The following is a 25,539-nucleotide window of genomic DNA, read 5'->3' on the forward strand; positions in this document are numbered from 1 at the left end:
TTTGGTCCAGCAATCGTTTTGCGATCGGCATCGCAAAAGCAATTTTGACGCCAAAGGCGCCTCGTGACGCCCGTCTGATTGCTTTCCAAGATATCTGTCAATCAAACATTCCTTAATCATGAATAGCTAAAATTGTAAGTCTAAAGCCAAGAATATCGGCGGCGGGTTCAACGTAAAACAATCATGACGGGAACGAGTTATTAATATGCTCTTCAAAACAACGACAGGTCGTAATCTATTCTCGATTGGCGCTTGCGGCGTCGTTGCCGTTATTGCCGCATCCGGCGTCCTTTTCTTCAGATCCTACACGGAAATACGCACAGAAAGCATGGATCAGATGCGCCAGATCGCCCGGTCCGAGGCGTTTGCTGTCGAGCGCGATATTGGCGGTACCGTCCATATCGTCGATAGCCTGGATGCCGTTTTGCAGACTTTGAAGCAGACCGGCGATGCCGATCGCACCAAGGCCGACAAGATTCTCTTGAACATGCTGCAGGCCAATCCGGCAATCCTGGCGACCTGGACCGGCTGGGAGCCGGATGCCTTCGACGGCAAGGACAAGGATTTCGCCAACAAGGAAGGTTATGACCAGACCGGCCGCTATGTGCCCTACTGGGTTCGCAGCGGCACGCAGATCACCCATACCGCATTGACCGACTATGCGACGCCGGGTCCGGGCGATTATTATCAGGTTCCATTCACGACGCGCAAGACGACCGTCGTCGAGCCCTATCCCTACACGATCGATGGCAAGGAAGTGCTGATGACCTCGGTCACCAAACCGATCATCATCGACGGAAAGCCGGCGGGCGTCGCAGGGCTCGATCTTTCGCTTCAGGATACCAGCAAGGCGCTGTCACAGATCCAGCCAATGGGGACAGGCTTTATCGGGCTCGTCAGCGGCGGCGGTAAGATTGTCAGCCATCCGAATATTGCATTGATCGGAAAGAGCCTCAGCCAGGCAGGCGATGAGACGGCGGGATGGGACGGCCTGATTGCCAAACTCGGTGCCGAGCAGCAGCTGATGGCGAGCGATGGCACTGCTTCTCTGGCGGTCGCCGTTCCCGTCAAGCTCGGCGAGGGGCCGGACTGGTATGCGGTGATATCCGTACCGAAGGCAACGCTTTTTGCCGAGCTGAATGCAATGATCCGCGATGCGCTGATCTCGACCGGCGTTGCCGCCTTGATGCTCGGCCTCGCCGGCTGGCTGATCGCACGCCGTTTTATCGGCCGGATCTCCAATGTGATTTCCGAGACGGCCGAGATCGCCGCCGGCAAGCTCGACGTGCAGATCAAGGACGCCGGTTCGAAGGATGAGATCGGCGATCTCTCCCGCTCGCTGAGCCGGCTGCTGGAGAGCAATCGACAGAAGTCCGATCTTGAAAATCAGGCTGCTGCCACGCATGCGCAGCAGGAGAAGGAGCGGGCAGAGCGCGCACGGCTGAACACGGCGCAGGAAGCCGACGTCAAATTCGCCGTCGGCGAGCTGGCGCGCGGACTTTCCAGGCTTGCAGAAGGCGACATGACGACGGTGCTCGAGCAGCCCTTCACCGCTGCTCTCGATGAGACCCGCGTCAATTTCAACGACTCGATCGTCAAGCTTCGCTCGGCGATGGTCTCCTTCTCGCAGAATGCCAATGTGATCCAGAGCGGCGCCGGCGAGGTTCGCTCCGCCGCCGATGATCTGGCGCGGCGCACGGAGCAGCAGGCAGCGTCCGTCGAGGAAACCGCAGCAGCGCTCGAACAGATCACCACTTCCGTCAAGGATTCGACCGTCCGTGCCGAGGAGGCCGGATCGATGGTCGCTCGCACCAAGGGCGATGCCGAGCGCTCGGGCGAGATCGTCCGGCGCGCTGTCGATGCCATGCATGCGATCGAGCAATCGTCGCGGTCGATCTCCAATATCATCGGCGTCATCGACGACATCGCCTTCCAGACCAATCTGCTGGCTCTCAACGCCGGCGTCGAAGCGGCGAGGGCAGGGGAGGCCGGCAAGGGCTTCGCGGTCGTCGCGCAGGAGGTTCGCGAGCTTGCCCAGCGCTCGGCTGGTGCCGCCAAAGAAATCAAGACGCTGATCGTCTCCTCGGGATCGCAGGTCAAGACTGGCGTTGATTTGGTCACCGAGACCGGCAACGCGCTATCGGCCATCGTCGGTCAGGTGCAGCAGATCGACCAGAATGTCGACGCGATCGTCAAGTCCGCGAGGGAGCAGTCGACGGGCCTTCAGGAGATCAATACCGCGGTGAACCAGATGGACCAGGCAACGCAAAAGAATGCCGCCATGGTCGAAGAATCCAATGCCGCCTGCCACACACTGGCGACCGAAGTCGCGGCGCTGGCGGAACGTCTTGCGCAGTTCAAGCTGGACGACGGCGCTAACGGAAACCGGCCTTACGACGTCTCGGGCAATACCCATAGAACGGCAAACGGCAGCAGGCTTCACGCGGTCGCCTCGCCGGCACGCACGCTCTCGACAAAGCTCGCCGTTGCCTTCGGCGGATCGGGCGGGACGACGCATTCGGCCAGCAACGACTGGAAAGAGTTCTAACGCTCGGCTGCGGCGGCAGCGAGAGTGACGGAAGGGCCGCAGCGATGGATTTCGTTGCGGCCTTTTCCGTTCTGCGGGCGCGGTCGGAGTTCTCGCTATAAACCGAGACCGACGGCGGCCGTGCGATGCACGCCCTTTGGCAAAAAGGAGAATGCGTTCGCCAGGCCAAGATACCGGGCTGCCAGATGAACGACCGACAGCCACATTTCGGTTCCCTTCAGGCTGGCCGGGCTGCCATCGGCAAAGGCGAAACCTTCGCCGTCCTGCCAGCGGTCCACCGCTCTGGCGATGATCTTCCTGGCGATGTCTTCGGCGTCGCCACGCCGGTAGTCACTCTGGCGCGCGATGAGCAGGAGAGGATGGATCGTATCGAGAAGATTGCACGCGGTGTATTTGGAGCCGGTGAAGCCCTGATGGTTCCGGTAGTTCAGCAGCACCGTTTCAAACGCTTCATGCGGCTTCGGTAGGGGCACGCCGAATTGTGCATAGGTTCCACGCGTCAGGCGGTAGAAGCCGTTGACAGGCTGCAGCCAGCCTTCCGCCGCCGTCGGTTCGCCCCATACACCTGTCGCCACGTTGACATGCCGCGTCAGCCATTCGAACAGCGCCTGGCGTGGCTGGTCCACGTTGAAATATCTCGCGTTGAAATACATGGCGGTGCCGATCGCATCGATGACGCTGCCCGCGCTCCAGGCTGCGGTTGTCCAGGGCAATCCCAGGAGCCAGCGATCTAGTTCGGCGAGATCGATCTGCACGGCCTGGATTGCCTGCTGCGGATGGGAGCCCAGGACTTCGAGTGCGTAGCCGGCAGAGAGCACATTATAGAGCGCTTTCGGGTCCTGCCGGAGCTCGGTGCCGGCGGATTGCGTTCCAGCTTCGGGGAAAAGACCTGTCTCACGGTCCTGAAGGCTCCGGAGCCGCTCGATGGTCTCAGCCACATTCAGTCCGGGCGGCAGTTCGCCGAAGCCTGCAGCAATCTCGATGGCATCGCAGAGATGGCGGGTAGCCGGGCGGGCGACGCCATCAGCTTCAAGTGACAGATAGGCATCGGCAGTTTTCCAGCGCTGAAGGATCTCCGGCCACTGATCCCGCGCCTTCTGTCCAAGCGCCTGAAGATTGCCCTCGATGCTACCGGGCCGGGATGACCGGGGCGGCTGGCCTCTCATGCGGATGACTCGCGCCGGTACGCCGCCGGCGATCGCCATCGGCGGAATTTCGCCGGAAACGACAGCACCCGCCGCAATGACCGCCCCGCTGCCGATGACGGCGCCGTCAAGCACGACGGCATTGGCGCCGATCCAGACGTCGTCTCCGATGGTGATGCCAGTCGTGGTCACCTTCTGCCGGTGGATCGGCACGCCGGGATCGTCGAAACCGTGATTAAAGCCGACGATCGACGCATGCGATGCGATCCGCACGCCATTGCCACAGGTCACCTTTCCGGAGACGCAGGCGAAGGGGTTGATGGTGCAGTCATCGCCAAGCACGACTGCACCGCGGACCAGCGCATGACCCGCGATCCATGACCGCTCGCCCATCTTCAGGCTTTCAGTGAAGACCGCCGCGTGCTCGGCGATGTAGGACGTATCGGAAAATTCCGCGCCGCAGGACTCCTGCAGCGCAGTCTTTCGTTCGATATGGTCAGGATGGTCGAGGTCGGCAGCGGCACGCTCCCACGGCAGGAACTGCAGTCTGCGCGCTTCCTTGTGCTCGTCCAACGGCTGCTGCGGACTATTGCGCTGATCCATCATGCTTCCCCGGTGCTGCTCATCCGCCGAATATGCGCTTGCCTTCCGACATGAGTTGCTTGCCCGCGTCGGATGGCGTTATCTGCTCGAAGGCGACGCTGTCGGCAGTCGCAGTCAAAACCTGCTGCGAGAACTCGGCAGCGCCGATCGGGATTGCAGGCGGATAGGGGCCGACCCTATCCTTCAACGAGACGATGTAATCGATCGTCTGCTTCGAAACCTTGTCGCCGGTGGCAGCGACGTCGCCCTGGATCTTCGCATTCACGGGAACGCCGCGTTCGGTTCCAAGAGCATGCCCGGCATTGGTGTCGTTGACGAAGAAGTTGATGAACTTCGCAGCCGTCTCCGGCGACTTCGACCAGGGCGATATCGACCATAGCGTCGAGGGCCGGTAAAACAACCCCGAGGGACCGGACGCCTCCTGCACCGGCAGCGAGCCGATCGACATTTCCGATTTTGCCAATGCACCGTAACCGGCAAGCTGATTGGAATAGGCAAATGCCATCACGGCATTGCCGCTGGCGATCGGGTTGGTTTCGATATTGCCCTTGTCGAGGGCCTGAATATCGGCGGTCACGCAACCGCCAGCCTTCGCCAGCTGATCCCAGTAATCGAACCACTCGATCGCGTCGGCTTCCTGGAAGCCCAGCTGTCCGTCCTGCGTGAACAGTGTCTTGCCGCGCTGGCGCAGCCAGACTTCGAAGACGAAGCTGTATCTCGCGCCGTTGCCGACGGCAAAGAGGCTTGCGGAACCAGCGGCCTTCTTGAAGTCGGTGCAGATCGTCTTGAACTGCTCCCAGGTCGTGGACGCCGCCGGCACCGGAACTCCGGCTTTCTCCAGCGCTGCCTTGTCGACGATCAGGGCCGCGGCGTTGAGCGATGTCGGAATGCCGGTCAATTTTCCATCGACCGTGCCGAGATCCAGTGCGCCGGAGGCGAAATCCGTCGATTTGATGATGCTGTCGCGAAACGGCGTGAGATCCAGCGTCGCGCCGCGGCGGGAATAGTCGGCAAAGGTGACTGGCTCGAGTGCGAAGACATCGGGCACATTGCGGCCCGCGACCATGGTGCTCAGTTTCACCCAATAGTCGGATGTGGCGACCTGCCCGGTAAATTTTGCGCCAGGCGCGGCGGCTTCGAACTGCTTGATGACCTCGCCAGTCCGTTTTGCCCGGTCCGGGTTGCCCCACCAGAACACTCTCAGCGATTCGTCCGCGGCGAGTGCCGCGGGAATGTCGATCAAGGCGGCGGCAATTGCACTTGCGATGAATTCTCGACGTCTCAGCATCTTCCCCTCCCAGGTCAATGCCGCCCGCTTGATGCGGCGACTGTGCAACGATAAACGAAAAAATAGATAGGGAAAGAAAAATTTCGTTGATGGAGAAAATTTCTCGAACAGTGGCGAGGTTCAACCGGCCGTGCTAATCAAGGTCCGAGGAGAATCCCTGGATGACACGCAGATCACGTATCTCTGATATTGCCGAAGCCGCAGGCGTTTCAATTGCCTCGGTGTCGAAGGCGCTGAACAACCGGTCAGGGGTCGGGATCGAGAGCCGGGAGCGGATCCTGGAGGCGGCTGCGCGTCTCGATTATCGCCACAAGACGACGGAGTTAACGGAAGCCTTTCCATCCGGTCTGGCGGTTGTGACCACAGCGGCACTTTATCTGAATTCGAAATTCTATGAGGGCGTCATTCAGGGTGCGCTCGATGCCGCAAGGGAGGGCGGCGTCGATGCCAAGGTCCATCTGCTCACGCCGGATATCGAAACCGGCAGCGTCAACGTCGAAAATCTGCTCGGTGCAGACGGCGCCTGTCTGCTTCTCGTCGGTCTCGACCATCCTGTCCTGATCGAGCAGGTGGCCAGAAGTCATGCGCCGGCGGTGATCGTCAACGGCATCGACCGGACGATGCGGCTTTCCTGCGTGCTGCCCGACAACAGATCCGCCGGCTGGCTGGCGACCACAAGGCTGCTGTCGGAAGGCCATACTGAAATCGTGCATGTAAGCCGGCTGTTCCGGACGTCGCTCAAGGAACGCTTCGATGGCTTTCGCGATGCCATGCAGGAGGCCGGAATTGCCATTGACCCCGACAGGCACCTGTTTGACCTGACGGCTGCGGGGATCCTCGAGCCTGATCTCTCGAATGCCCTGATAGACGCGATGCAGAAGGGCCGGTTCGCCAAGGCGACGGCATTCGTCTGCAGCAACGACATCATGGCGCTCGGCGTCATCGATGCCTTGCGCGCCCGCGGCAACATCCTCCCGCGTGATTATTCGGTGATCGGCATGGACGATATCTCGATCGCGCAGCACAGCACCCCGGCACTGACGACGCTTCGCATCGAGCGCGAAGAGCTCGGCCGCGTCGGCTGGGATATGCTGAAGGAGAGAGCGCTGAACGCCGAGGCGCGGGTGCGCCGCGTCGGCATGTCGGTCCGGCTGATCGAACGGGGAACCGTTGGCCCGCCGCGCCACTATCTTCGTGCGCAATAGACGCTGCGCGGGTCGCCGTCTGGCGATGAAAATGCGCCCGTATCACTTGGATTCCAGGCGGTTGAACGCTCTTTCGAGCACCCATTTTGCGAATGACGCAAAAATCAAAAATGGAATCCTTGGACTGCTCCGAAAACAGCACGATTAGTCTAGTAAAGCTGTAGACATAATTTAATTTTGGCCCAACCAATTCAACGGAGGGGCTCACTATGAAAATCTCGAGACGCGCATTTACCGTGGCCATGGCCGGCGCAATCGCCGCTCCCCTGGTCGGGGTTCGGACCGCTATTGCAGCCGACAAGGTCGTTCGCATCGGCTACCAGAAATACGGCACCCTGGTGCTGCTCAAGGGCAAGGGTATCCTGGAGAAGAAGTTCGAGACGATCGGCTATTCGGTCGAATGGACTGAATTCCCAGGTGGCCCGCAGCTTCTCGAGGCGCTGAACGCCGGAGCCGTCGATTTCGGCTCGACCGGCGAGACGCCGCCGATCTTCGCACAGGCGGCCAATGCGCCGCTCGTCTATATCGCACACGAGCCGCCGGCCCCGCGCGGCGAAGCGATCCTCGTTCCCAAGGATAGCCCGATCAAGTCGGTTGCCGATCTGAAGGGCAAGAAGGTCGCCTTCAACAAGGGCTCGAATGTTCACTATCTGCTCGTTAAGGCGCTCGAAGAAGCGGGCCTGACCTATGCCGACGTCGAGCCGTCCTTCCTCGCTCCGGCCGATGGCCGCGCCGCTTTCGAAAAGGGCGCCGTCGATGCCTGGGTTATCTGGGATCCCTTCCAGGCGGCGGCAGAGATCGCGATCGAAGCGCGCGAGCTCAGAAACGGCGAGGGTATCGTCCCGAACCATCAGTTCTATCTCGGGACCAAAACTCTGGTCGATGGCCACAGCGTGGCTATCGATGTGGTCATCGAAGCGATTTCCGAAATCGACGACTGGACCAAATCCGGCGTTGCGGCAGCAGCTGCCGAACTGTCGCCGTCCGTGGGTATTCCGGAACCGGTCCTCGTCCGCGCGCTGGAACGTCAGTCCTATGGCGTGAAGAGCCTGGATGCTTCTGTCGTCGCTCAGCAGCAGGCGATCGCCGACACCTTCTACGAGCTCAAGCTCATTCCGAAGAAGGTCACGATCGCCGACGCGGTGCGCGGCGGCAAAGCCTGACGGCTCATGAAAGCATGTGTGGCCTCAGCCGGTGGAGTTCTCGAGCATCATCGGCTGAAGGCAAATCGGACTATCGCGATTATCACCGCGAACATGGCTACCGGCAGGCTGCGCGCAGTTTGCTGTAACGTTTAAGCAGTTGAAGCAAGCATGCGAGCTATCATCTTGCCCCGGCTTTTCCGGAGCAAGAAAATGGCTCAGTCAGTGGCGAACCGCGAAAGCCGCTTCGAGCCGCTGCCCTTCCTCGGCGATCGCGGGCGCTGCGCTGCCCTGCAGATCCTGAAGCAGGGCATTCAGCGCCATATCCAGGCAATGGGCCGGGAATTCTGCATTGAGCTCCCTGGCATTCTCACGCGCGAAGGCAATCAGTCTTGCAAGGGAGGCCAGCTCCTTCAGCTGCTCTTCGCCCTTCGCGTTCCTGATGTCGATGACCGCATCTTCCATTGATACACCCCATGAGATCGTTGCCGCTGCAAACGGCCACATGACGAGGCTAGTTGAACTTCCCGCAGGACGCGCGTGACACAAGCGTGACACACGTCTAGGCGTCGGAATGCGCTTCGGAATTCAACCTGGAATCCGGATGCAACCATGCGGGTCATAGGCTGCGGAAATCAAAAGGCGCGGTCCGGATGGCCGCGCCTCGATGTCATCGTTTTGCTGGATCAGCGGTCAGCCGTTCAGCGGGACGCTGGAATCCGAAGCGACCGTGTCGGCGGCAACCTCGCGGTGGCCTTCGGCCTGTGCCATCGCCTTGACGAGTGAAACGATCTTTTCGCGGATCTGCGGATCGTTGATCTTCAGAAAGGCGCGGTTGAGAGCGAGGCCCTCTTTGGAGCGGAGGAATTCTGAAACCGGATCAGCCTTCTGCGGCATCTCCAGGCCCTCGAGCGTCAGCGGCTGGTTGTCGTCCTGCTGGAAGAAATAGCTCGGCTGTGCAGACAGCACTTCGGCGATCTTCTGCAGGCGGCTGGCGCCGATGCGGTTCATGCCTTTTTCATACTTCTGGACCTGCTGGAACGTCACGCCGATCTGATCGGCCAACCTTTCCTGGCTAAGGCCGAGAAGGAGCCGGCGCATTCTTACTCGGGAGCCGACATAGACGTCGATTGCATTCGGGGCCTTGGCGTTCATTTCTTTTTTCCGTTTACCGCGAGGGTCGATTGGCGTCCTTGCGGAGGACCGATCAATAGGGGGGGCGCGAATAGATAGTGTATGAGCAGAGTGAAAAATTCAATCGCTACTTCTGGGGATGGACCATTCGCCGCTACGCGCTTGTGTATATAGTACCAATGGGTGGCACTAGCCCCCGTCTGAAGCGCATTCGCTGCCTCTGAGCCAGGCCTCGATCGCTTCGGCAGCAGGGCTTCCAAGGCTCAAGAGATCACAGAGGACGATCAGTGGATTGGCAAGATCGAGCCCGTGGGCGCGCCTGGCGTGGAGCCAGCTGGCGGCATCCGCCGAAATCACGATCGCGAGATTGCCGGGCGCTTTGACCGGCGCGGCCCTGAGATGGGCGAGCAGGTCGGCGATGTCGACCGAGGGCGAAAGCCTGATCTGCAACTCCGGCACATCGCCGCGCCTGCCGAGATAGTAGCTCGCAGCGTAGCGCCCGGTAATCGCATAGCCGATATCATGCGTCCGGCAGAATCCATCGAGCCGCTGCGGCAGAGATGTGAGGGCATCGGCGGGAACGGCGTAGTGCTGCCAGCGCGGGCTTGCCGCCGCCGCCGTTGTTTTCACCGTATCGATGATCGCCTGCGAATTAGCGACGGCGTAGCGGTGGCTGCGGCCACGGGCCTGCGGAACGAGCCAGCCCAGCTGCACGGCATCGGAAATGGCGCTGCGCGCCGCGGTCGCCGAAACGCCGGCGGCAGCGCCGAGTTGCGACGCTTCGAAGCTTTCGTTTCGCAGATGCCAAAGGGCGCAGAGAAGGGTGAGCTTCCGGCTTCCGAAACCCTGAATTTTCCGGTCTGCCATGTCCGCTGGAGGGCCGCCCGGTACAATCTCGTTGCTGCCTTCACGCAGGATGGCCCATCCCGCATCCTGTAATACCGCGGCAAGCGGAGATGCGGCAAGCGTGGTGACCAGAACGGGCGTCGCATCCACCCGCGCAAGCGCGGTGGCAACGCGCCGCGCTTTCGCCTTGAGCGCCGGCCAGTCGGTGATCGCCGCCTGCGCCTCGCGCACGAAGAACAGCCTGATCCGGCGGCCGGATATCTCTAGTTCGGGAAAGCCAGCAGCCGCCGTCAGGTCGGCTTTCGTCGACGACAGGATCGTCTCCAATTCGCCGATGGGTGCAATCGCCGGCCGCGGAGGCATCATGTCACTGCGTGTCGCCGGGTAGCGGCGCTGCCGGATCGATCAGCCCCTGATCGCGCAAATCCGACCATAGGCCCGCCGGGATCGGCCACGCGAGATAGTCGAGATTCTGTTCGAGTTCTGCGACCGAACGGGCGCCGGGTATGACGCTGACGACAAGCTTGTGGGCCAGCGGAAACTGGAGAGCGGCAGCGGCCAGCGGCACTTTGTGGCTTTCGCAGACGGAGCTCAGCCGGGCAACGCGATCCAGCACCTCCTGCGGCGCATTGCGCGTATTGAAGGTCGCGCCGTTGACGGCGCCGGTTGCCAGAATTCCCGAATTGTAGGGGCCGCCGATGACGAGCTTCGTGCCCTTGCGCTCGCAGGCGGGAAACAGTGTGGCAAGCGGCTCCTGTTCCAGAAGCGTGTAGCGGCCGGCCAGCAGGAAGTAGTCGAACTGACCCGCCTCGACGAAATCGGACAGCATCTGCCACTGGTTGATGCCGACGCCGATCGCCTTGATGACACCCTGCGATCTGAGCTCGTCGAGTGCCGGATAGGCGCCGTCCATCGCTTCCCTGAAGCGGCTGCGGGCGCGCGGATCCTCACCCTTGGCGAAGTGGATCGCCTCGTCCGGATCGTGGATCGCCAGCATGTCGATATAATCAGTGCCGAGGCGCTTCAGTGAGCCCTCGATCGACCGGAAGACGGCATCGCGTGAATAGTCGAAATCGGCGCGAAAAGGCGGCGCCTCGTCCCAGAGAACAGGTTTGACCTCGCTGTCGGGGATCGGCACCAGATCGTAGCCGACTTTGGACGAGATGACGATTTCGCTCCGCAGCAGCGTGCGGATCGCTTCGCCAAGCCGGGTCTCCGCCAGGCCAAAGCCATAGACCGGCGCCGTATCGAAATAGCGCAAGCCCTTCTCGAAAGCAGCGTGAACGGTGTCATGCGCCACTTTCGGGTCAGTCGCGCGGTACATGTTGCCTAGGCCGGTTCCGCCCAGGCCCATGACGGTAACCTCAGGCCCATTCGCGTTGACGCTTCTCTTCTCCAGTTTTGGCATTTATTTTCCTGACACTTCTTCGCTCGATCGTCTGATGTGATGCGGGGCTTCGCGCCTTCCTGCGTTACCTCGCCATCACATACTGGCATATAATTTGTCGTACAACAATGTAACCGGACGAATGAAATCTTGCGGGTGAATTGGGATAGCGCGGCGACGCCTGGTTTGCCGGTCATGATGGTGATGTCGCGATATTATCGGTAACTGAGCCGCAATCCAAATCCCTCAAGCCAATTGATGCACAGGCGTGCAAAAAGTGGGTTTTTGTCATTGGGGTGTCATCCACCACGGATAGCTAGGCTTTCGAAGGCCTCTTGGAATGAGGCCCAGGAAGAGGAGAAGGTCATGAACAGACGCGAATTTCTAGTCACTTCGTCGGCGGTGGTGGGCCTTCTGGCGATGCCGCGCTTTGCGTTTGCAGCTGGAGAGACGATTGATCTCTACAGTGGCTCTGACGCCAACATTATCGATTTCTGGAGCAACATCGTCGTTCCGGCGTTTTCGAAGGCCCATCCGGAGCTGGCCATCAAGGTCACCGACGCCGGCGACAACACCGGTCTGCGCGCTATCGCCGATCGCGGTCTCGCCGCGCTGAAGACCAAGACCGATCCGCAGGCAGACATTTTCGAACATTTCGACCCACGCCTTCCGGCAGGCGGCATCGACGCCGGTCTCTGGGTGAAGTTCTCGGCCGAGAACATCGAAGGCTTCGACCACGTCAACCCGCTGAGCGTCGATAGCGAATACTCGCTTCCCTATCGCGGCTCGCAGGTTCTGCTGGCCTATGACACCACCAAGCTCGACCCGAAGAACGCGCCGAAGACCTGGGAACAGCTGACGGCCTGGATCAAGGCCAACCCCGGCCAGTTCATCTACAACCGTCCCGACAAGGGCGGTTCTGGCGGTAACTTCGTCCGCCGCGCCATTCATGAAGCCAATGGCCGCGACCCCAGCAAGTTCACCGTCGACAACTTCACCGCAGACTACGCCAACCAGACGCTGACTCCGGCCTGGAAGCTTCTCACTGATCTCGCTCCCTCGCTCTACGAAAAGGGCGCCTACACCGCCGGCAACACGCAGTCGATCCAGCTGCTCGCACAGGGCGTCGTCACCATGACGCCTGTCTGGTCGGATCAGATTCTGCAGGCAATCTCGCAGGGCGTGCTGCCCGAGACGACCGGCCTCGTCCAGCTAAGCGATCTCGCGCTCTGCGGTGGTTTCTCGCGCATGACTGTCCTCTCGAACGGCGCCCATAAGGATGCCGCTCTCAAGCTCGCCTCGTTCCTGCTCAGCAAGGAAATCCAGGAATCCATCATCACTGAGATCGGCGGCTTCCCGGGCGTCTCCTGGGACCACATTTCGGACGACCTTCGCAAGAAGTATGCCGACGTCATTCCGAAGACCATTCCGACCTTCCCGAGTGGCGATTGGGAAACCAACATCAACGACGGCTGGTACCGTAACGTAGCGCCGAACATCAGCCGTACCTGATGCGCAGACGGATACCCGTTCAATCGCCGGCGCGTGATGGCGCGCCGGCCAAGAGTGCCTCGGCGGGGCTGCTTCTGGTCGCCCTGCCGATTCTCCTGCTCGGCTGGCTTATCGTCTATCCGATCATCTCGGCCGTCATGGGTACGATCTTCGTGCGCCGGGCGGATGGAACTTCGCAGTTCTCGCTGGCTTCCTACCAGTTCTTCTTCACCGACAGCTACAGCCTTGCCAATCTCTGGGTAACGCTCTGGACGACCTTTGTCTGCGGCGTGCTGCTTGTCGTCATCGGATTGCCGATTGCGCTTTATCTTCGCTTCTCCCAGGGCCGCCTTGCCGGCTATGTGCAGGGGCTTGCAATCTTCCCGATGTTCGTGCCGTCGATCATTCTTTCCTACGCGCTGATCCGCACCATCGGCCCGAATGGTACCGTCGATATCCTGCTCAACGCCGTCGGTCTGCCGAAGCTGCCATCGCCCTATCTGACACCCTGGGGGCCGGTGATCGGCCTCGTCTGGGACAACCTGCCGCTGACCGTGCTGATGTTGACGGCCGGGCTCAGCAGCATCTCGAAAAGCTCGATCGAGGCCGCGCGTGATGTCGGCGCCAAGCCCTTGCGCGTCTTCATCTCGATCATCATGCCGCGCATGGGCAACTCCCTCCTGGTGACCGCATCTTTCGCCGTTCTCGGCATCTTCTCGTCCTTCACGCTGCCCTATGTTCTCGGTCCCGCTTCGCCCGAGATGATGGGGCCGTTCATGCAGCGCACCTTCTCCGACATGAACGATCCGCTGAACGCGTTGACGCAGGCGGTTATCTCCTTCGCCTTCTGCCTGGTCTTCGGCATTTTCTACGTGCGCTCGATCGCCAGAAACCGGGAGGGCCGCCGATGACGCCGGTTGAAAACACCGCTTCACGCGCCAGGATCGATTGGACCGGGATCTGCTTCGCAGTCCTTCTGACGCTGTTCATCGCATTGCCGCTGGTCGTTGTCGGCACCTGGGCCTTTACCGAGGTCTGGCGCTATCCCTCCGTCATTCCGCAGCAGTTCGGCCTGCGCTTCTGGCATCAGACGCTGTCGCGTGCGGATGTCTGGGATGCGCTGACGCTGAGCCTGCGGCTGACGGCAACCGTCACCATCCTTTCGGCGATCATCTGCCTTCCGGCGGCCTATGCCTTTGCGCGGATGAAATTTCCGGGCCGCAACATCCTCTTCCTGTCCTTGCTCGCATCGCATGCCTTTCCGAAATTTGGCCTGCTGGTGGCGATCGCCGGCATCTTCCTGCAGTTGGGGCTAATCAGCACCTTCTGGGGTGTCGTGCTGATCCAGCTCGTCGGCACACTGATGCTGATGATCTGGATTCCGGTCGCGGCCTTTCAGAATGTCGATCGCCGCATGGAAGAGGCGGCGCGGGACGCAGGTGCGGCACCACTGCGCGTCTTCTGGTCGATCACCCTGCCGCAGGCCGGGCCGACGATCGCCGCCGCCCTGCTTTTGACCTTCGTCGGCACCTTCTACGAAACCGAAGGCGCCTGGCTGATCGGTGCGCCTGAAATCCGCACCATGCCGGTGCTGATGATCACCTTCATCAACAACCAGATCGTCGTTCAGTACGGCGCTGTGCTTTCTGTGATGCTGTGGGTGCCGTCCTTCATTGCCTTGATGTTTGCCCGCCGCGTCATCGGCACGGGTGCATTCGCCCGGGGCTTCGGTGCATAATATGATCGGGTTCCGCCCGAAGAGAGGCTTTCAATGGCTCGTTTGACGATCAACGGCGTTTCGAAGAGCTTCGGCACGTCCTTCGCCGTACGCGATTTCTCGCTCGATGTCGAAGATGGCGAGCTGGTCTGCCTTCTCGGCCCCTCCGGCTCCGGCAAGTCGACGCTGCTTCGCATGATCGGCGGCTTCGAGCGCCCGACGGGCGGTTCGATCCTGATCGACGCCAAGGACGTGACCGGCCTGCCGCCGGAGAAGCGGCCGACCGGCATGGTGTTTCAGAGCCACGCCTTGTGGACGCATATGGATGTCTTCAACAACATCGCTTTCGGCCTGAAGCTGCGGCATCTGCAGAAGGCGGAGATCCGCGACCGCGTCGAAGGCGCCCTTCAGCTTGTCGGCCTGTCCAACTACGGCAAGCGCCAGACCACGCAGCTTTCCGGCGGCCAGCAGCAGCGTGTCGCGCTGGCCCGTTCGCTGGTGCTGGAGCCGAAGATCCTGCTGCTCGACGAACCCTTCGCCAGCCTCGACCAGCATCTGCGCGAGCGTCTGCGTGAAGAGGTCAAGGACATCCAGCAGCGTCTCGGCATCACCACGCTGTTCGTCACCCACGGTCAGGACGAGGCGCTAGCGCTTGCCGACCGCATCGTCGTCATGCGAGACGGCGGCACCGAGCAGATCGCACCGCCAGACGTCATCTATCGCGAGCCGCAGACGGCCTTCGTCGCCGGGTTTATCGGCTCGATGAATTTCGTCCGCACGACTGTCAAGAACGGCGTCAGCGAGCACCCGGCCTTTCCGCTCGCCGTACCGGTCGGCGATGGCGAGGTGGAGATCGCCTTCCGGCCCGAGGCGCTTTCGCTTTCTCTCTCAGAGAAGAAAGCAGCGTCGGTTCACCGCACCATCGATTTCGGGACGCATAAGCTTGTCGATATCGATCTCATCGACGGTAGCCGGCTGAAATCGATGACCGCGCCGGATGCCAACTGGGCGAAGGGCAGTCTGGTCGAGCCCAAGGTTGCAGCCTACTTCGCATTCCGCGATAACGGCCTCGTCTATCAATCGCCGCAAGCCGGCCATCAGGGACAGAAGCAGGTGTTCGGTCATGTCTGATACAACGGGCGTCGCAATCAAGACGGATGGCCATCTCACCTGGCTGAAATGGCATCGCGGCCACCGGCAGGCCGGCGACATTTCCTTTACGCGCCAGCGGATTGCCGAGGGCATGGCGCTCGGTGCAAGCGTCGAGATCGATCTCGTCTGTTTCGCGGGTGATGGCTTTGCTGTCCTGCACGACGACGTGCTGCATCCGGCGACGACGGGCGAGGGCGCTGTCGCCGATGCCTCGGCCGACTATCTCCACAGCCTCTATCTCCGCGACCACGAAGGCCAGCCGACCGGTCATCCGGTCATGCTGATCGATGATCTCGGCCGTCTGCTGCAGGAGATCGATTGCCATCCGGATGCGGTCCTGCAACTGGATCTGAAGGAATATTCTGTCCGCATCAGCGAAGCCGACGTTGCTGCCTTTGCGAGGGCGATCGCGCCGGTGGCTAAATCCGTCATTCTGTCAGGCGGCGACGCCGTGGCCGTGGAGCGCCTGTCGCGCGCTGTCCCCGATATGCCTGTCGGCTACGACCCATGCCATGACGGCGCAATCGAGCGGCTGATGGAAAACCGCGATTTCGCGGGCTTCGTCGCTGGCGCGCTTGCGGCCTCGCCAAAGGCCACGATGATCTATCTGCATCACAAGCTGGTGCTGTTTGCCGATGCAGCGGGTTTCGACATGATCGGCGCATTTCATCAGGAAGGCCGGACGATCGACGCCTATACGATCAATCGCGCCATCCCCGATGTCTTGCCCGATGTTCGCCGCCTGTTGGCGCTGAAGGCCGACCAGATCACCACCGATGACCCGGTTGGCCTTGAGACGCTGATCACCTCCGGCCACTAGCCTTCGCGGAAGCCGTCAACCAGCCAGGCGTGGACCGCGGCGTTGGCCGCAAGGATATCGCCATTCGCCGTTACCGGGCCACCCGAGAAGGCGGAGACATTGCCGCCTGCCTCTTCGACAAGCAATGCCGAGGCGCCGTAGTCGTGCAGCGACAGGCCATCCTCGAAGAAGCCATCGAGGCGGCCGCAGGCCACATAGGCGATCGAGAGCGCCGCCGAGCCGAGCCGCCTCACGCCGGCCGTCTCATCCATCAGCCGCTGCAATGCCGAGAGATAGGTTTCCTTCCTGACCGCCTTGACCTGGCCGGGAACGGGAAGGCCGGCTCCGATCAGGACATTCTCGATATCGCCATTGTTGATGCAGCTGATCTTCTCGCCGTTGAGATAGGCACCCTGTCCGGCTTCGGCGCTGAAGAGCTCGTCCAGCATCGCGTCGTAGACGACGCCGGCGACGACCTTGCCATGTTCGGCAATCGAGATGGTCATGCCGAAATGGGGTATTCCCCACGCATAATTCGTCGTGCCATCGATCGGATCGATGTAGATCACTGGCGTATCCGGGCCGGCGTCGCGATTGCCGACGGCCTCTTCGCCCTGGATGGCGTAATCCGGAAATGCCCTGACCATCTCGTCGACAATGATCCGCTCAACCGCGACGTCGATCTCCGTCTGATAGTCTCTGGGAGCCTTCGCCAGCATCTCGTTGACACGGCGGCGTTTCAGGGAGGAACGGGCGAGCGTGCCGGCCTTGAAAACGGCTTCTGCCAAGAGCCTGAGACGGCTGGATGCCGCGGGATGGAGTCGGTCGGCAACGTCGGGAATTGTCATGGAAACCTGGAAAGTGATTCACATTTGGAGACCTGAGGCATCGCAAAGGCACATTACGCTTTTATGACGAAACGCCTGCGATGTCGCCCGTGAAGGAACTTGGCGACCTTGAACTATTCGGTTCTGATGGACGATCGGCAATGACGCGGAAATTGCCTTCGCGATCCACATTCTGTGCGCAGACGACGCCGGCGTCCGGGCAGCCCACACCTCCGCCTCTATGCCGTTTCGTGAAAGAAATGAAGGCTTTCCGGCGGGCGCATTTTCAAACCCAAATTTCTGATTTTCACAGATTGACCGGCATCGCCAAGATCGATATCCATTATTAAATCAATTTGATTGAGTGCAAATAAAAAAGAGGGAACCTTCATGAACATCACTGGAATTGGGTATCGCAATTTTATCGCGAAGGCGGGCTGGGCGACGACGGCTGCCTATATCGCCTTGTTCGGCGCCTCGAGTGCATTCAGCGCCGAGGCGGTCCTGACAATGCACATTGAAGAGCAGACGAGCTGGGTGCAGAATTTCAATCCGTTCGACCTCGCCGGGCGCCGGCAGAGCACGATGGATTTCATCTATGAGCCACTTGTCATTTTCAACGCCGAGGACGGTGGCAAGCCGGTATGGCGGCTGGCGACGAGCTTCAAATTCTCAGATGACCTCAAGTCTATCACCTATGAACTGCGTCCTGGGCTGAAATGGTCGGACGGTCAGCCGCTGACCTCGTCTGATGTCAAGTATACGATCGATCTGATGCTGAAGAACGCGGCTCTCGATACGGTCGGTGTCGGCGAGACTGTCGCATCCGTTGAGGCGCCATCACCGACCGAAGTCCGCATCAATCTGAAGGACGTCAACTCCGATTTCCCTGAGTCGCTGGCAGATCTGGCCGTCGTTCCTGAGCATGTCTGGAAGGATGTTTCCGACCCGGTCGCATTCAAGAATGAAAAGCCGATCGGATCCGGGCCTCTCACCGAGCTGCGCCGGTTCACGCCGCAGGTTTACGAGCAATGCCGCAATCCGAATTACTGGGATGCGGCGTCCCTTCATGTGGATTGCATCCGGCTACCGCAGATCTCCGGCAACGATCAGATGCTGGCGATCCTGCCGGAAGGCAATATGGACTGGATTGGATCGTTCATTCCGGAAATCAAGAAAACCTTCGTAGCACTCGATCCGGATCATAACGGCTATTGGCAGCCGCCGGCCGAGACGGTCGCCTTCCAGATGAACTTCAAGAGCGCCAACGAGGGCAATCTCGAGGCTTACAAGGACATCAATTTCCGTCACGCATTCAGCCTCGCCATGGATCGGCCGTCGATGGTGGATATCGCCGGGTTCGGCTATCCGGTGGTAAACCTTCATGCCAGCGGCCTGCCGCCGCGCTTCGAAAGCTGGCGCAACAAGGCCGCGGAAGGCGATAAGGACGCCTTCATGGGCTTCGACACGGAGAAGGCCAACAAGGTCCTTGATGACGCGGGCTTCAAGAAGGGCGCCGATGGCTTCCGGACGACGCCAACAGGCAAGGCGATCGCGTTTCCGGTCATCGTTCCAAACGGCTGGACCGATTGGATTGACGCGGTCCAGATCGCCGTCGAGGGACTTCGCGCCATCGGCATCAATGCGTCCGTCGCCACGCCCGAATACGAGCAGTGGCGCAAGCAGATCCTTGACGGAAGTTTCGAGGTGGTCATGAACTCGCGTGCCGACGGGGCGACGCCGTTCCGCGGCTACTATCAAAGCCTCTCGACAGCCTATGCCGGACGCATCACCGGCGCGCCTTCCCGCTATTCGAATCCGAAGCTGGACGCGCTCTTCAGTCAGTATCTGAAGGCCACGACCGATGATGACCACAAGAAGATTTTCAACGACATCCAGCTTCTGGTCGCCGATGACTTCCCGGTCGTACCTGTGTTCAACGGTCCCACCTGGTATCAGTTCTCCAGCAAGCGCTTTACCGGCTGGGTGACGGACAAGGATCCGGTCATGAACCCGGAAGATCATGACAACAACCGGATGCGTCTGATGCATCTCCTGCGTCTCAAGCCGGTTCAATAAGCCGGCCAGGGATAGAGGATATGCGCATTTCGAGCCGGCGCCTCGGCGTCTATGCGGTCGCTCTGGCGTTCGCCGTGTTGATGAACTTCATCCTTCCCCGGCTTATGCCGGGGAGCCCCGTCGACGCCATGGTGGCCCAGCTGGGGCCACGCGCCACGCCGGCAGCCGTGGCAGCGATCAAGGCTCGCTTTGGCGCGGTCGATGCCCCGATGATGAGCCAGTTCGCCGACTATCTGAAGGGGTTGGCCACGCTGGATCTTGGCGTGTCGGTCAAATACTATCCGCAAACGGTTGTTCAGGTTTTGGGCAGAGCCACCATCTGGACAATCTTTCTGGTCGTCACCGCCATTCTCTTTTCGCTATGTGTGGGGGTGGTTCTCGGCGCTGTCGCCGCATGGCGGCGCGGCGGCCGGTTTGACACGATCGTCTCGCCCCTTTCGGTCGTGATGATCTCCGTCCCTCCCGTCATCATCGCATTGACCACGCTTTTCATCTTTGGTGTTTCGCTTCGCTGGTTTCCGGTTGGCTATGCCTATGATCCGAACCTGGATCCGGGTTTCGACTTCACCTTTGCAGGCAGCGTGCTCGTTCACGCCATTCTGCCGGTACTGACGCTGTCGCCGTTTCTCATCGGTGAATTTCAGACGACGATGCGTTCGGCGATGATCTCGGTGCTTGGCGAAGACTACGTCACGATGGGGCGTGCCAAGGGCCTCAGCCACCGTGCCGTGATGTTCGGATACGGCGCCCGCAACGCGATGCTTCCCGTTCTTACCAATCTGGCACTGATGATCGGCGCGGTCTTCGGTGGATCGATCGTCACTGAGATCGTCTTCAACTACCCGGGGCTCGGATTGACCCTCTACACCGCGAGTATCGCGCGTGACTATCCGGTCATTCAGGGCCAGCTGCTCCTGATGACGCTTGCCACTCTCGGCGCCAATTTTCTCGTCGACATTCTCTATGGATCGATCGACCCACGACTGCGGGAGGCAAACTAATGAGCTTCACCCTTGGGGCCATCCTTCGCCAGCGCAAGGCCGTTGCCGGATTGATTATCGTCGCGGCCATCTGGGCGATCGCGCTGCTTGCTCCGCTTATTGCGCCGGGCGAACCCGGCGCGCGTGTCGGCCGCTCCCATCAGCCCCCGTCGATGGAACACGTTCTTGGCACCACGAAGATGGGGCGCGATGTCTATCGCCAGTTTGTCTGGGGTGCGCGAAGCTCGCTTTCGGTCGGGTTTGCCACCGGCATCGCGATCACCGTCATCGGCACCGGTATCGGTCTTGTTGCCGGATATGCCGGCGGAAAAACCGACGCCGCCCTCGATCTTGCAACCAATGCCGTTCTCGTCGTCCCGAACATGCCGTTGCTGATCCTGCTTGCCTCATTCGCGGGAACGGTCGGTCCGATGACGATCATGATGATCATCGCTCTGACATCGTGGCCATGGGGTGCAAGAATGACGCGGTCGCAGACCATGTCGATCAGAAACCGTGATTTCGTGACAGCGTCGAAAATGATCGGCGAGCCGGCATGGCGGATCATCTTCGTCGAGATCCTGCCCAATCTGGCGCCCCTCATCGGTATCAATCTGGTCGGGAGCATCATCTATGCTGTCGTCGCACAGACGACGCTGGAATATCTGGGTTTCGGCGATCCCCTGAAGGTCTCCTGGGGCACGATGCTCTACAACGCGCAGAACGCGTCGGCGATCATGGTGGGTGCGTGGTGGGACGTCGGCGTTCCGGCGGCCGGGATTGCGCTGACCGGTCTCGGACTGGCGCTTCTCAACTTCACATTCGATGAGATCGCGAATCCGCAACTGCGCTCAGGCCCCGCCCTTGCTCGGTGGTTCCGCCTCAATCGTGCCCGCAATCGCGAACTGGAGGCACGCCGATGAGCGACAATCTGCTGGAAATCGAGCATCTCAACATCGACTATCTGGTCGACAAAGGCGAGTTCCGCGCCGTCAACGACGTCTCTTTCAACATCGGCAAGGGAGAGATCTTTGGGCTTGCTGGCGAGTCCGGGTGCGGCAAGAGCACGATTGCCTATGCGATCACCCGGCTCTCCAAGGCGCCTGCGTGGATCACAAGCGGCAGCATCAGGCTGGGTGGAGAAGATCTGTTGCGCCTGAGCGAGCGCGAGCTCCAGAAGATCCGCTGGAAGCGCGTCGGTATGGTGTTCCAGAGTGCGATGAACTCGCTTAACCCCCTGATGCGGGTCGAAGCGCAGTTTCATGACGTGCTCTTCAGGCATACCGGATGTTCGCGCGACCAGTCGAGGGCACGCGGCGAGGAGATGTTCCGGCTGGTGGGCATACCGCCCCATCGCATTGCCGACTATCCGCATCAGTTTTCAGGCGGCATGCGTCAGCGCATCGTCATCGCCATATGTCTGGCCCTCCAGCCCGAACTGATCATTATGGATGAGCCGACGACAGCGCTCGATGTCGTCGTCCAGCGCGAGATCCTCGAGCAGGTCGTCGATCTGCAGAGAACTCATGGTTTCTCGGTGCTGTTCATCACGCACGACCTGCATTTGATGGCGCAGCTGTGTCAGCGCATCGGAGTGATGCTGAAAGGCGAGCTGGTCGAGGTCGGCGATGTCCATCAGGTCAGCACGGCGCCGAAGCACGAATACACGCGCAAGCTATGGAACGCGATCCCGCAGCTTCCCGTCCATGACCTGTCTTCCGGAGTTACAGCATGAGAGCCGAGCCGAGCATATCCACCGCAGCTTTGCCGCATATCCGGCTTGAAAGCATCAACAGGCATTTCGGCCCGATCCAGGCTTTGAGGGACATCAGTTTCTCCCTCTATCCGGGACGGGCTCTGGCGCTTGTCGGCGAATCCGGATGCGGCAAGACCACCTGCGCGCGGATCATCGCCCGCCTGGACAGACCCTCTGGCGGCAAGCTGCTCTTTCGGGGGCAGGATCTGACGCTTCGCGGTACCCCGAAGGAGGAGCGGCGCTACCGCAAGGATGTCCAGATGGTGTTTCAGGATCCGTTTTCCTCCCTGAATCCCGCCTTCAGCGTGAACCATCATCTGTCGCGGCCGCTCGAACTTCACCAGCACGGTCTTTCAAAGCAGGTGCTGGACGAGCGTATCGGGGCACTGCTTGAAAGCGTCGGGCTCGACCCGGCAGTCTCGCGCCGGAAGTTTCCGCACGAGCTTTCGGGCGGTCAGCGCCAGCGCGTCAACATCGCCCGGGCGCTTGCCGTTCAACCGAGCGTGCTCGTTGCCGATGAACCGACGTCGATGCTCGATGTCTCTATTCGCAAGGACATTCTCGACCTCCTGGCGCGCGTCAAAAAGCAAAATGATCTGGCCCTGCTTTACATCACCCATGATATCGCCACCGCGGCCAGCGTTGCCGAGGAAATCGTCGTGATGTTTGCGGGGCAGATGGTTGAATGGGGCGATACGGCAGCTGTGCTTGGCCAGCCGCATCATCCCTACACCCGGCTGCTGCTTTCTGCCGTGCCCGATGGCGGCAGGCCGTTCGTGACCGGCGGAAGTGCGCGCTTTCTTGAACAGGCGGAAAAGGTCCGCAGCCTCAGCCGCCCAGCGTCGGCAGCGATCGATCAGGTGGGCGCGAACCACTTTGTCCGAATGCCCGGCAACACAGCTCAGTAAGGCCAAACTAGAATGGATTATCTCGTCAACCTGTCGGCCTTGCCTGCCGACAACACGTCACAAACCGCCATGACGGAGGCCAAGGTGACAATCAGGCGCGCCTTGCCGCCCGAGCTCAAGCTGATCACAGGCTGGATCGAGGACAAATTTGGAGCGGGCTGGGCCAGCGAAGCAACAGTCGCCATGACCCGCCAGCCGCCCACCTGCTTTATCGCGACGCGCGACGGCGCGCTGATCGGCTTTGCCTGCCACGAGGCCACGGCCCGCGGCTTTTTCGGCCCAACCGGCGTTGATGAAAATGCGCGCGGTCTTGGAATCGGCCGTGCTCTCCTGTTTGCCAGCCTGACCGACCTTAAGTCGCTGGGATATGCCTATGCGATCATCGGCGACGTCGGGCCGTCCGCGTTTTACGAGAAGGCCGTTGCGGCAACGCCGATCCCGAATTCCGAGCCCGGCATTTATGCCGGCATGCTCAAAACTGACCACTGAACCCAAAGGAATAGCCATGTCCGCACCTCAACGCTCCGCCCTGCGGCTGGAGACCATATGGAATCCGCCTTCCGGCAACGCAGAGTTCTCCTATGCACTTCGCCTGAAGCACATGGGAGGCGAACCGCTGACCAACTTCGCCCTCTGTGTCAGCGGGCCGGGACGTGTCGATCCGGCTGGCCGGGTCGAAGGTGCGGTGGTTTCCAAACGTCTCTCGAACTTTACGGAATTCCGTCCGCCTGAAGGCTTCGTGCTTGCCCAGGGAGACACCTGGTCGATCTCTGTTTTTGCGCTGAGCTGGCAATTCCAGCACTGGACGGACGGTGCGACCAACGCCTATCTGGCTCTTGATGACGGGCGCATCATCACGCTTGAATGCGAACCGACACGGTCGTCGGCCAGCAACGCGCCGCTCAAGCGTGGCGCAGAGATCTTTCCGGTGCCTGCCCAGGTGTCTGTTCCCGTTTCCATTATTCCGTGGCCCAGCAAAGTCTCGGTTGGCGCCCGCATGCCGTTGCCTGCAGGCTTTGCCCTGCAGGCTTCCAATGCCGAAGCAGAGGCCGCGGCAGAAAATTTCACGGCGCTGGTGGAGCGGCTGTTTGCCGTCGAGGGGATGGTGAGACCGGCTGCCGAGGGAGGCATGCCTGTCTTGCTGACAGCAGCAGATCTCCCGGGGCCGGAAAGCTACCGTATCCGCTTTCGGGGCAGCAGCGTCGAGGTCGAGGCGGCCGGCCGGACCGGTTTTCTCTACGGCCTCATCACGCTTGGTCAGATTTGGCGGGGCGCAAGGCTGCATCCGCAGGTCTTCCATTTTCCGGGGTCCGGCGAAATCACCGACGAGCCGCAAATGGCCTGGCGCGGGTTGCATCTCGATGTTGCCAGACAATTCTACGGCGCTGCAGAAATCAAAAAGCTGCTCGCGGTGCTGGCGTGGAACAAGCTCAACCATTTCCACTGGCATTTGTCGGATGATGAAGCGTGGCGCGTGGAGATCGACGCCTATCCGGCTCTGACGGAGATTGGCGCCTGGCGCGGCCACGGGCTGGCAATTCCGCCGCTCCTCGGCTCCAGCCCGGCTCGAACGGGCGGGTTCTACACCAAGGCTGCGGTACGAGAGATCGTTTCGCTCGCCTCGTCGTTCGGCATAACCGTCGTTCCGGAGATCGACATGCCGGGCCATTGCTATGCGATGCAGCTTGCCATTCCGGAACTGCGCGATCCGGACGAGATGGGCAGCTACTATTCCGTCCAGGGCTTTCCGGACAATTGCCTCAATCCGGCAAGGGAAGAGACCTACGAGATCGTTGAGACCATTCTCTCCGAACTCATCGACCTGTTCCCTTCGAAGATCATCCACATCGGTGCCGACGAGGTTCCGCTCGGCGCCTGGTCCGGTTCTCCGCAGGCACTGGCAAGGTTGCGTTCACTCGCCGGTGACGAGATCGCCGACAGGCATGCGGAACGGCTGAACGTCATTACCAACGACCATGGCGCCGACGATATTTCTGGGTCGGGTACCGCGGTGCTGCAGGCCGAATTTCTGCAGCGGGCGCAGCGCTTCCTGGCCGCCAACGGATGCACCACCGGGGGCTGGGAAGAAGCAGCCCATGGAGACGTCATCGACAAATCGCGCAGCTATCTCTGCAGCTGGAGAAATGTCGAAGTGGCGGCTGAACTCGCCGCGCAAGGCTACGAAATCGTGGTTTGCCCCGGCCAGGTCTACTATCTCGATATGGCACTCAGGCCAGATTGGGACGAGCCGGGCGCCAACTGGGCGGGGACGTCCGACGCTGAAAAGCTGTACCAGTTCGATCCGGTCGAGGGATGGACGGACGCGCAAAGGAACATGCTTCGCGGGATACAGGCCTGCATCTGGTCTGAACCGATGACCGACCGGGCCGTCTTCGATCGCCTGGTCTTTCCAAGGCTTTCGGCCCTCGCTGAAAACGGCTGGACGAGACCGGAGGCGAAATCCTGGGAGCGGTTCCGGGCGCTCGCGGGATTGATGCCGCTTCTCTACGGCATCCAGCAAGCCTGAAGCCG

At 60.8% G+C, this 25,539-nt stretch carries 23 protein-coding genes; 15 read left to right on the forward strand and 8 right to left on the reverse strand.

Annotation, left to right across the window (positions count from 1 at the left end; translation table 11 throughout):
- Positions 1–205: 205 nt before the first annotated feature.
- Complete coding sequence (locus tag J2X43_RS02350) at positions 206–2,548, forward strand: methyl-accepting chemotaxis protein (protein ID WP_310290665.1); 2,343 nt, start codon at positions 206–208, stop codon at positions 2,546–2,548.
- A gap of 95 nt (positions 2,549–2,643) precedes the next feature.
- Here J2X43_RS02350 and J2X43_RS02355 read toward each other — a convergent pair whose 3' ends face one another.
- Both J2X43_RS02355 and J2X43_RS02360 read right to left on the reverse strand, forming a co-directional pair.
- Entirely contained in the window at positions 2,644–4,296 is a 1,653-nt protein-coding gene (locus J2X43_RS02355; protein WP_112388785.1) for a DapH/DapD/GlmU-related protein, read from the reverse strand.
- A 19-nt stretch (positions 4,297–4,315) separates the two neighbouring features.
- Positions 4,316–5,584, reverse strand: a complete 1,269-nt coding sequence (locus J2X43_RS02360) for an ABC transporter substrate-binding protein (protein WP_112388784.1) — start codon at positions 5,582–5,584, stop codon at positions 4,316–4,318.
- A gap of 161 nt (positions 5,585–5,745) precedes the next feature.
- On the opposite strand from J2X43_RS02360, the gene J2X43_RS02365 reads away from it, so the two are divergent.
- Together J2X43_RS02365 and J2X43_RS02370 are read left to right on the forward strand one after the other, a co-directional pair.
- A complete protein-coding gene (locus tag J2X43_RS02365) occupies positions 5,746–6,789 on the forward strand; it encodes a LacI family DNA-binding transcriptional regulator (RefSeq protein ID WP_112444394.1) in 1,044 nt (347 codons plus the stop codon).
- A gap of 209 nt (positions 6,790–6,998) precedes the next feature.
- A complete protein-coding gene (locus J2X43_RS02370) occupies positions 6,999–7,952 on the forward strand; it encodes a sulfonate ABC transporter substrate-binding protein (protein ID WP_112388782.1) in 954 nt (317 codons plus the stop codon).
- 201 nt (positions 7,953–8,153) lie between these two features.
- On the opposite strand, the gene J2X43_RS02375 is transcribed toward J2X43_RS02370, so the two are convergent.
- From J2X43_RS02375 to J2X43_RS02390, 4 genes are all read right to left on the reverse strand, one after another.
- Entirely contained in the window at positions 8,154–8,396 is a 243-nt protein-coding gene (locus tag J2X43_RS02375; RefSeq protein WP_112388781.1) for a hypothetical protein, read from the reverse strand.
- A gap of 228 nt (positions 8,397–8,624) precedes the next feature.
- A complete protein-coding gene (locus J2X43_RS02380) occupies positions 8,625–9,086 on the reverse strand; it encodes a helix-turn-helix domain-containing protein (RefSeq protein ID WP_112388780.1) in 462 nt (153 codons plus the stop codon).
- Positions 9,087–9,254: 168 nt separating this feature from the next.
- Positions 9,255–10,274: a hypothetical protein gene (locus J2X43_RS02385; RefSeq protein WP_310290675.1), complete on the reverse strand. Its 1,020-nt coding sequence runs from the start codon at positions 10,272–10,274 to the stop codon at positions 9,255–9,257.
- Between the two features lie 4 nt (positions 10,275–10,278).
- The gene (locus J2X43_RS02390; RefSeq protein WP_112388778.1) at positions 10,279–11,319 is read right to left on the reverse strand and encodes an aldo/keto reductase; all 1,041 of its coding nucleotides are present in this window, start codon (positions 11,317–11,319) and stop codon (positions 10,279–10,281) included.
- Between the two features lie 345 nt (positions 11,320–11,664).
- Between J2X43_RS02390 and J2X43_RS02395 the strand changes: the two genes are divergently transcribed.
- From J2X43_RS02395 to J2X43_RS02415, 5 genes are read left to right on the forward strand one after another with little or no spacing between them, the layout of a single operon-like run.
- On the forward strand, positions 11,665–12,810 hold the full coding sequence (locus J2X43_RS02395; RefSeq protein WP_112388777.1) for an extracellular solute-binding protein: 1,146 nt from the start codon (positions 11,665–11,667) through the stop codon (positions 12,808–12,810).
- Positions 12,810–13,700 (forward strand): ABC transporter permease subunit, encoded by an 891-nt coding sequence (locus tag J2X43_RS02400; RefSeq protein ID WP_112388776.1) that lies wholly within the window; start codon positions 12,810–12,812, stop codon positions 13,698–13,700. The genes J2X43_RS02395 and J2X43_RS02400 overlap by 1 nt, the downstream gene beginning before the upstream one ends.
- Entirely contained in the window at positions 13,697–14,527 is an 831-nt protein-coding gene (locus tag J2X43_RS02405; RefSeq protein WP_112388775.1) for an ABC transporter permease subunit, read from the forward strand. Before J2X43_RS02400 ends, J2X43_RS02405 begins: the two co-directional genes overlap by 4 nt.
- A 33-nt stretch (positions 14,528–14,560) precedes the next feature.
- Positions 14,561–15,637 (forward strand): ABC transporter ATP-binding protein, encoded by a 1,077-nt coding sequence (locus J2X43_RS02410; RefSeq protein ID WP_112388774.1) that lies wholly within the window; start codon positions 14,561–14,563, stop codon positions 15,635–15,637.
- Complete coding sequence (locus J2X43_RS02415; RefSeq protein ID WP_112388773.1) at positions 15,630–16,478, forward strand: glycerophosphodiester phosphodiesterase; 849 nt, start codon at positions 15,630–15,632, stop codon at positions 16,476–16,478. Before J2X43_RS02410 ends, J2X43_RS02415 begins: the two co-directional genes overlap by 8 nt.
- Here J2X43_RS02415 and J2X43_RS02420 read toward each other — a convergent pair.
- The gene (locus J2X43_RS02420) at positions 16,475–17,305 is read right to left on the reverse strand and encodes an inositol monophosphatase family protein (RefSeq protein WP_112388772.1); all 831 of its coding nucleotides are present in this window, start codon (positions 17,303–17,305) and stop codon (positions 16,475–16,477) included. The genes J2X43_RS02415 and J2X43_RS02420 overlap by 4 nt on opposite strands.
- Positions 17,306–17,523: 218 nt before the next feature.
- Positions 17,524–17,676 (reverse strand): hypothetical protein, encoded by a 153-nt coding sequence (locus J2X43_RS02425; protein WP_162698700.1) that lies wholly within the window; start codon positions 17,674–17,676, stop codon positions 17,524–17,526.
- Here J2X43_RS02425 and J2X43_RS02430 point away from each other — a divergent pair.
- From J2X43_RS02430 to J2X43_RS02460, 7 genes are read left to right on the forward strand one after another with little or no spacing between them, the layout of a single operon-like run.
- Positions 17,675–19,363: an ABC transporter substrate-binding protein gene (locus J2X43_RS02430; RefSeq protein WP_112388771.1), complete on the forward strand. Its 1,689-nt coding sequence runs from the start codon at positions 17,675–17,677 to the stop codon at positions 19,361–19,363. The two genes, J2X43_RS02425 and J2X43_RS02430, sit on opposite strands and share 2 nt — an antisense overlap.
- A gap of 20 nt (positions 19,364–19,383) precedes the next feature.
- Positions 19,384–20,364: an ABC transporter permease gene (locus J2X43_RS02435; RefSeq protein ID WP_112388770.1), complete on the forward strand. Its 981-nt coding sequence runs from the start codon at positions 19,384–19,386 to the stop codon at positions 20,362–20,364.
- Complete coding sequence (locus J2X43_RS02440; protein WP_112388769.1) at positions 20,364–21,266, forward strand: ABC transporter permease; 903 nt, start codon at positions 20,364–20,366, stop codon at positions 21,264–21,266. Before J2X43_RS02435 ends, J2X43_RS02440 begins: the two co-directional genes overlap by 1 nt.
- Positions 21,263–22,078 (forward strand): ABC transporter ATP-binding protein, encoded by an 816-nt coding sequence (locus tag J2X43_RS02445; protein ID WP_112388768.1) that lies wholly within the window; start codon positions 21,263–21,265, stop codon positions 22,076–22,078. The genes J2X43_RS02440 and J2X43_RS02445 overlap by 4 nt, the downstream gene beginning before the upstream one ends.
- Positions 22,075–23,007 (forward strand): ABC transporter ATP-binding protein, encoded by a 933-nt coding sequence (locus tag J2X43_RS02450; protein ID WP_112388767.1) that lies wholly within the window; start codon positions 22,075–22,077, stop codon positions 23,005–23,007. The genes J2X43_RS02445 and J2X43_RS02450 overlap by 4 nt, the downstream gene beginning before the upstream one ends.
- Positions 23,008–23,019: 12 nt before the next feature.
- The gene (locus J2X43_RS02455) at positions 23,020–23,496 is read left to right on the forward strand and encodes a GNAT family N-acetyltransferase (protein WP_112388766.1); all 477 of its coding nucleotides are present in this window, start codon (positions 23,020–23,022) and stop codon (positions 23,494–23,496) included.
- Positions 23,497–23,512: 16 nt separating this feature from the next.
- Complete coding sequence (locus J2X43_RS02460; RefSeq protein ID WP_112388765.1) at positions 23,513–25,534, forward strand: beta-N-acetylhexosaminidase; 2,022 nt, start codon at positions 23,513–23,515, stop codon at positions 25,532–25,534.
- The last annotated feature ends 5 nt before the right edge of the window (positions 25,535–25,539 follow it).

Origin of the sequence: Rhizobium sp. BE258 (assembly GCF_031457345.1) — a bacterium.
Taxonomy (GTDB): domain Bacteria; phylum Pseudomonadota; class Alphaproteobacteria; order Rhizobiales; family Rhizobiaceae; genus Rhizobium.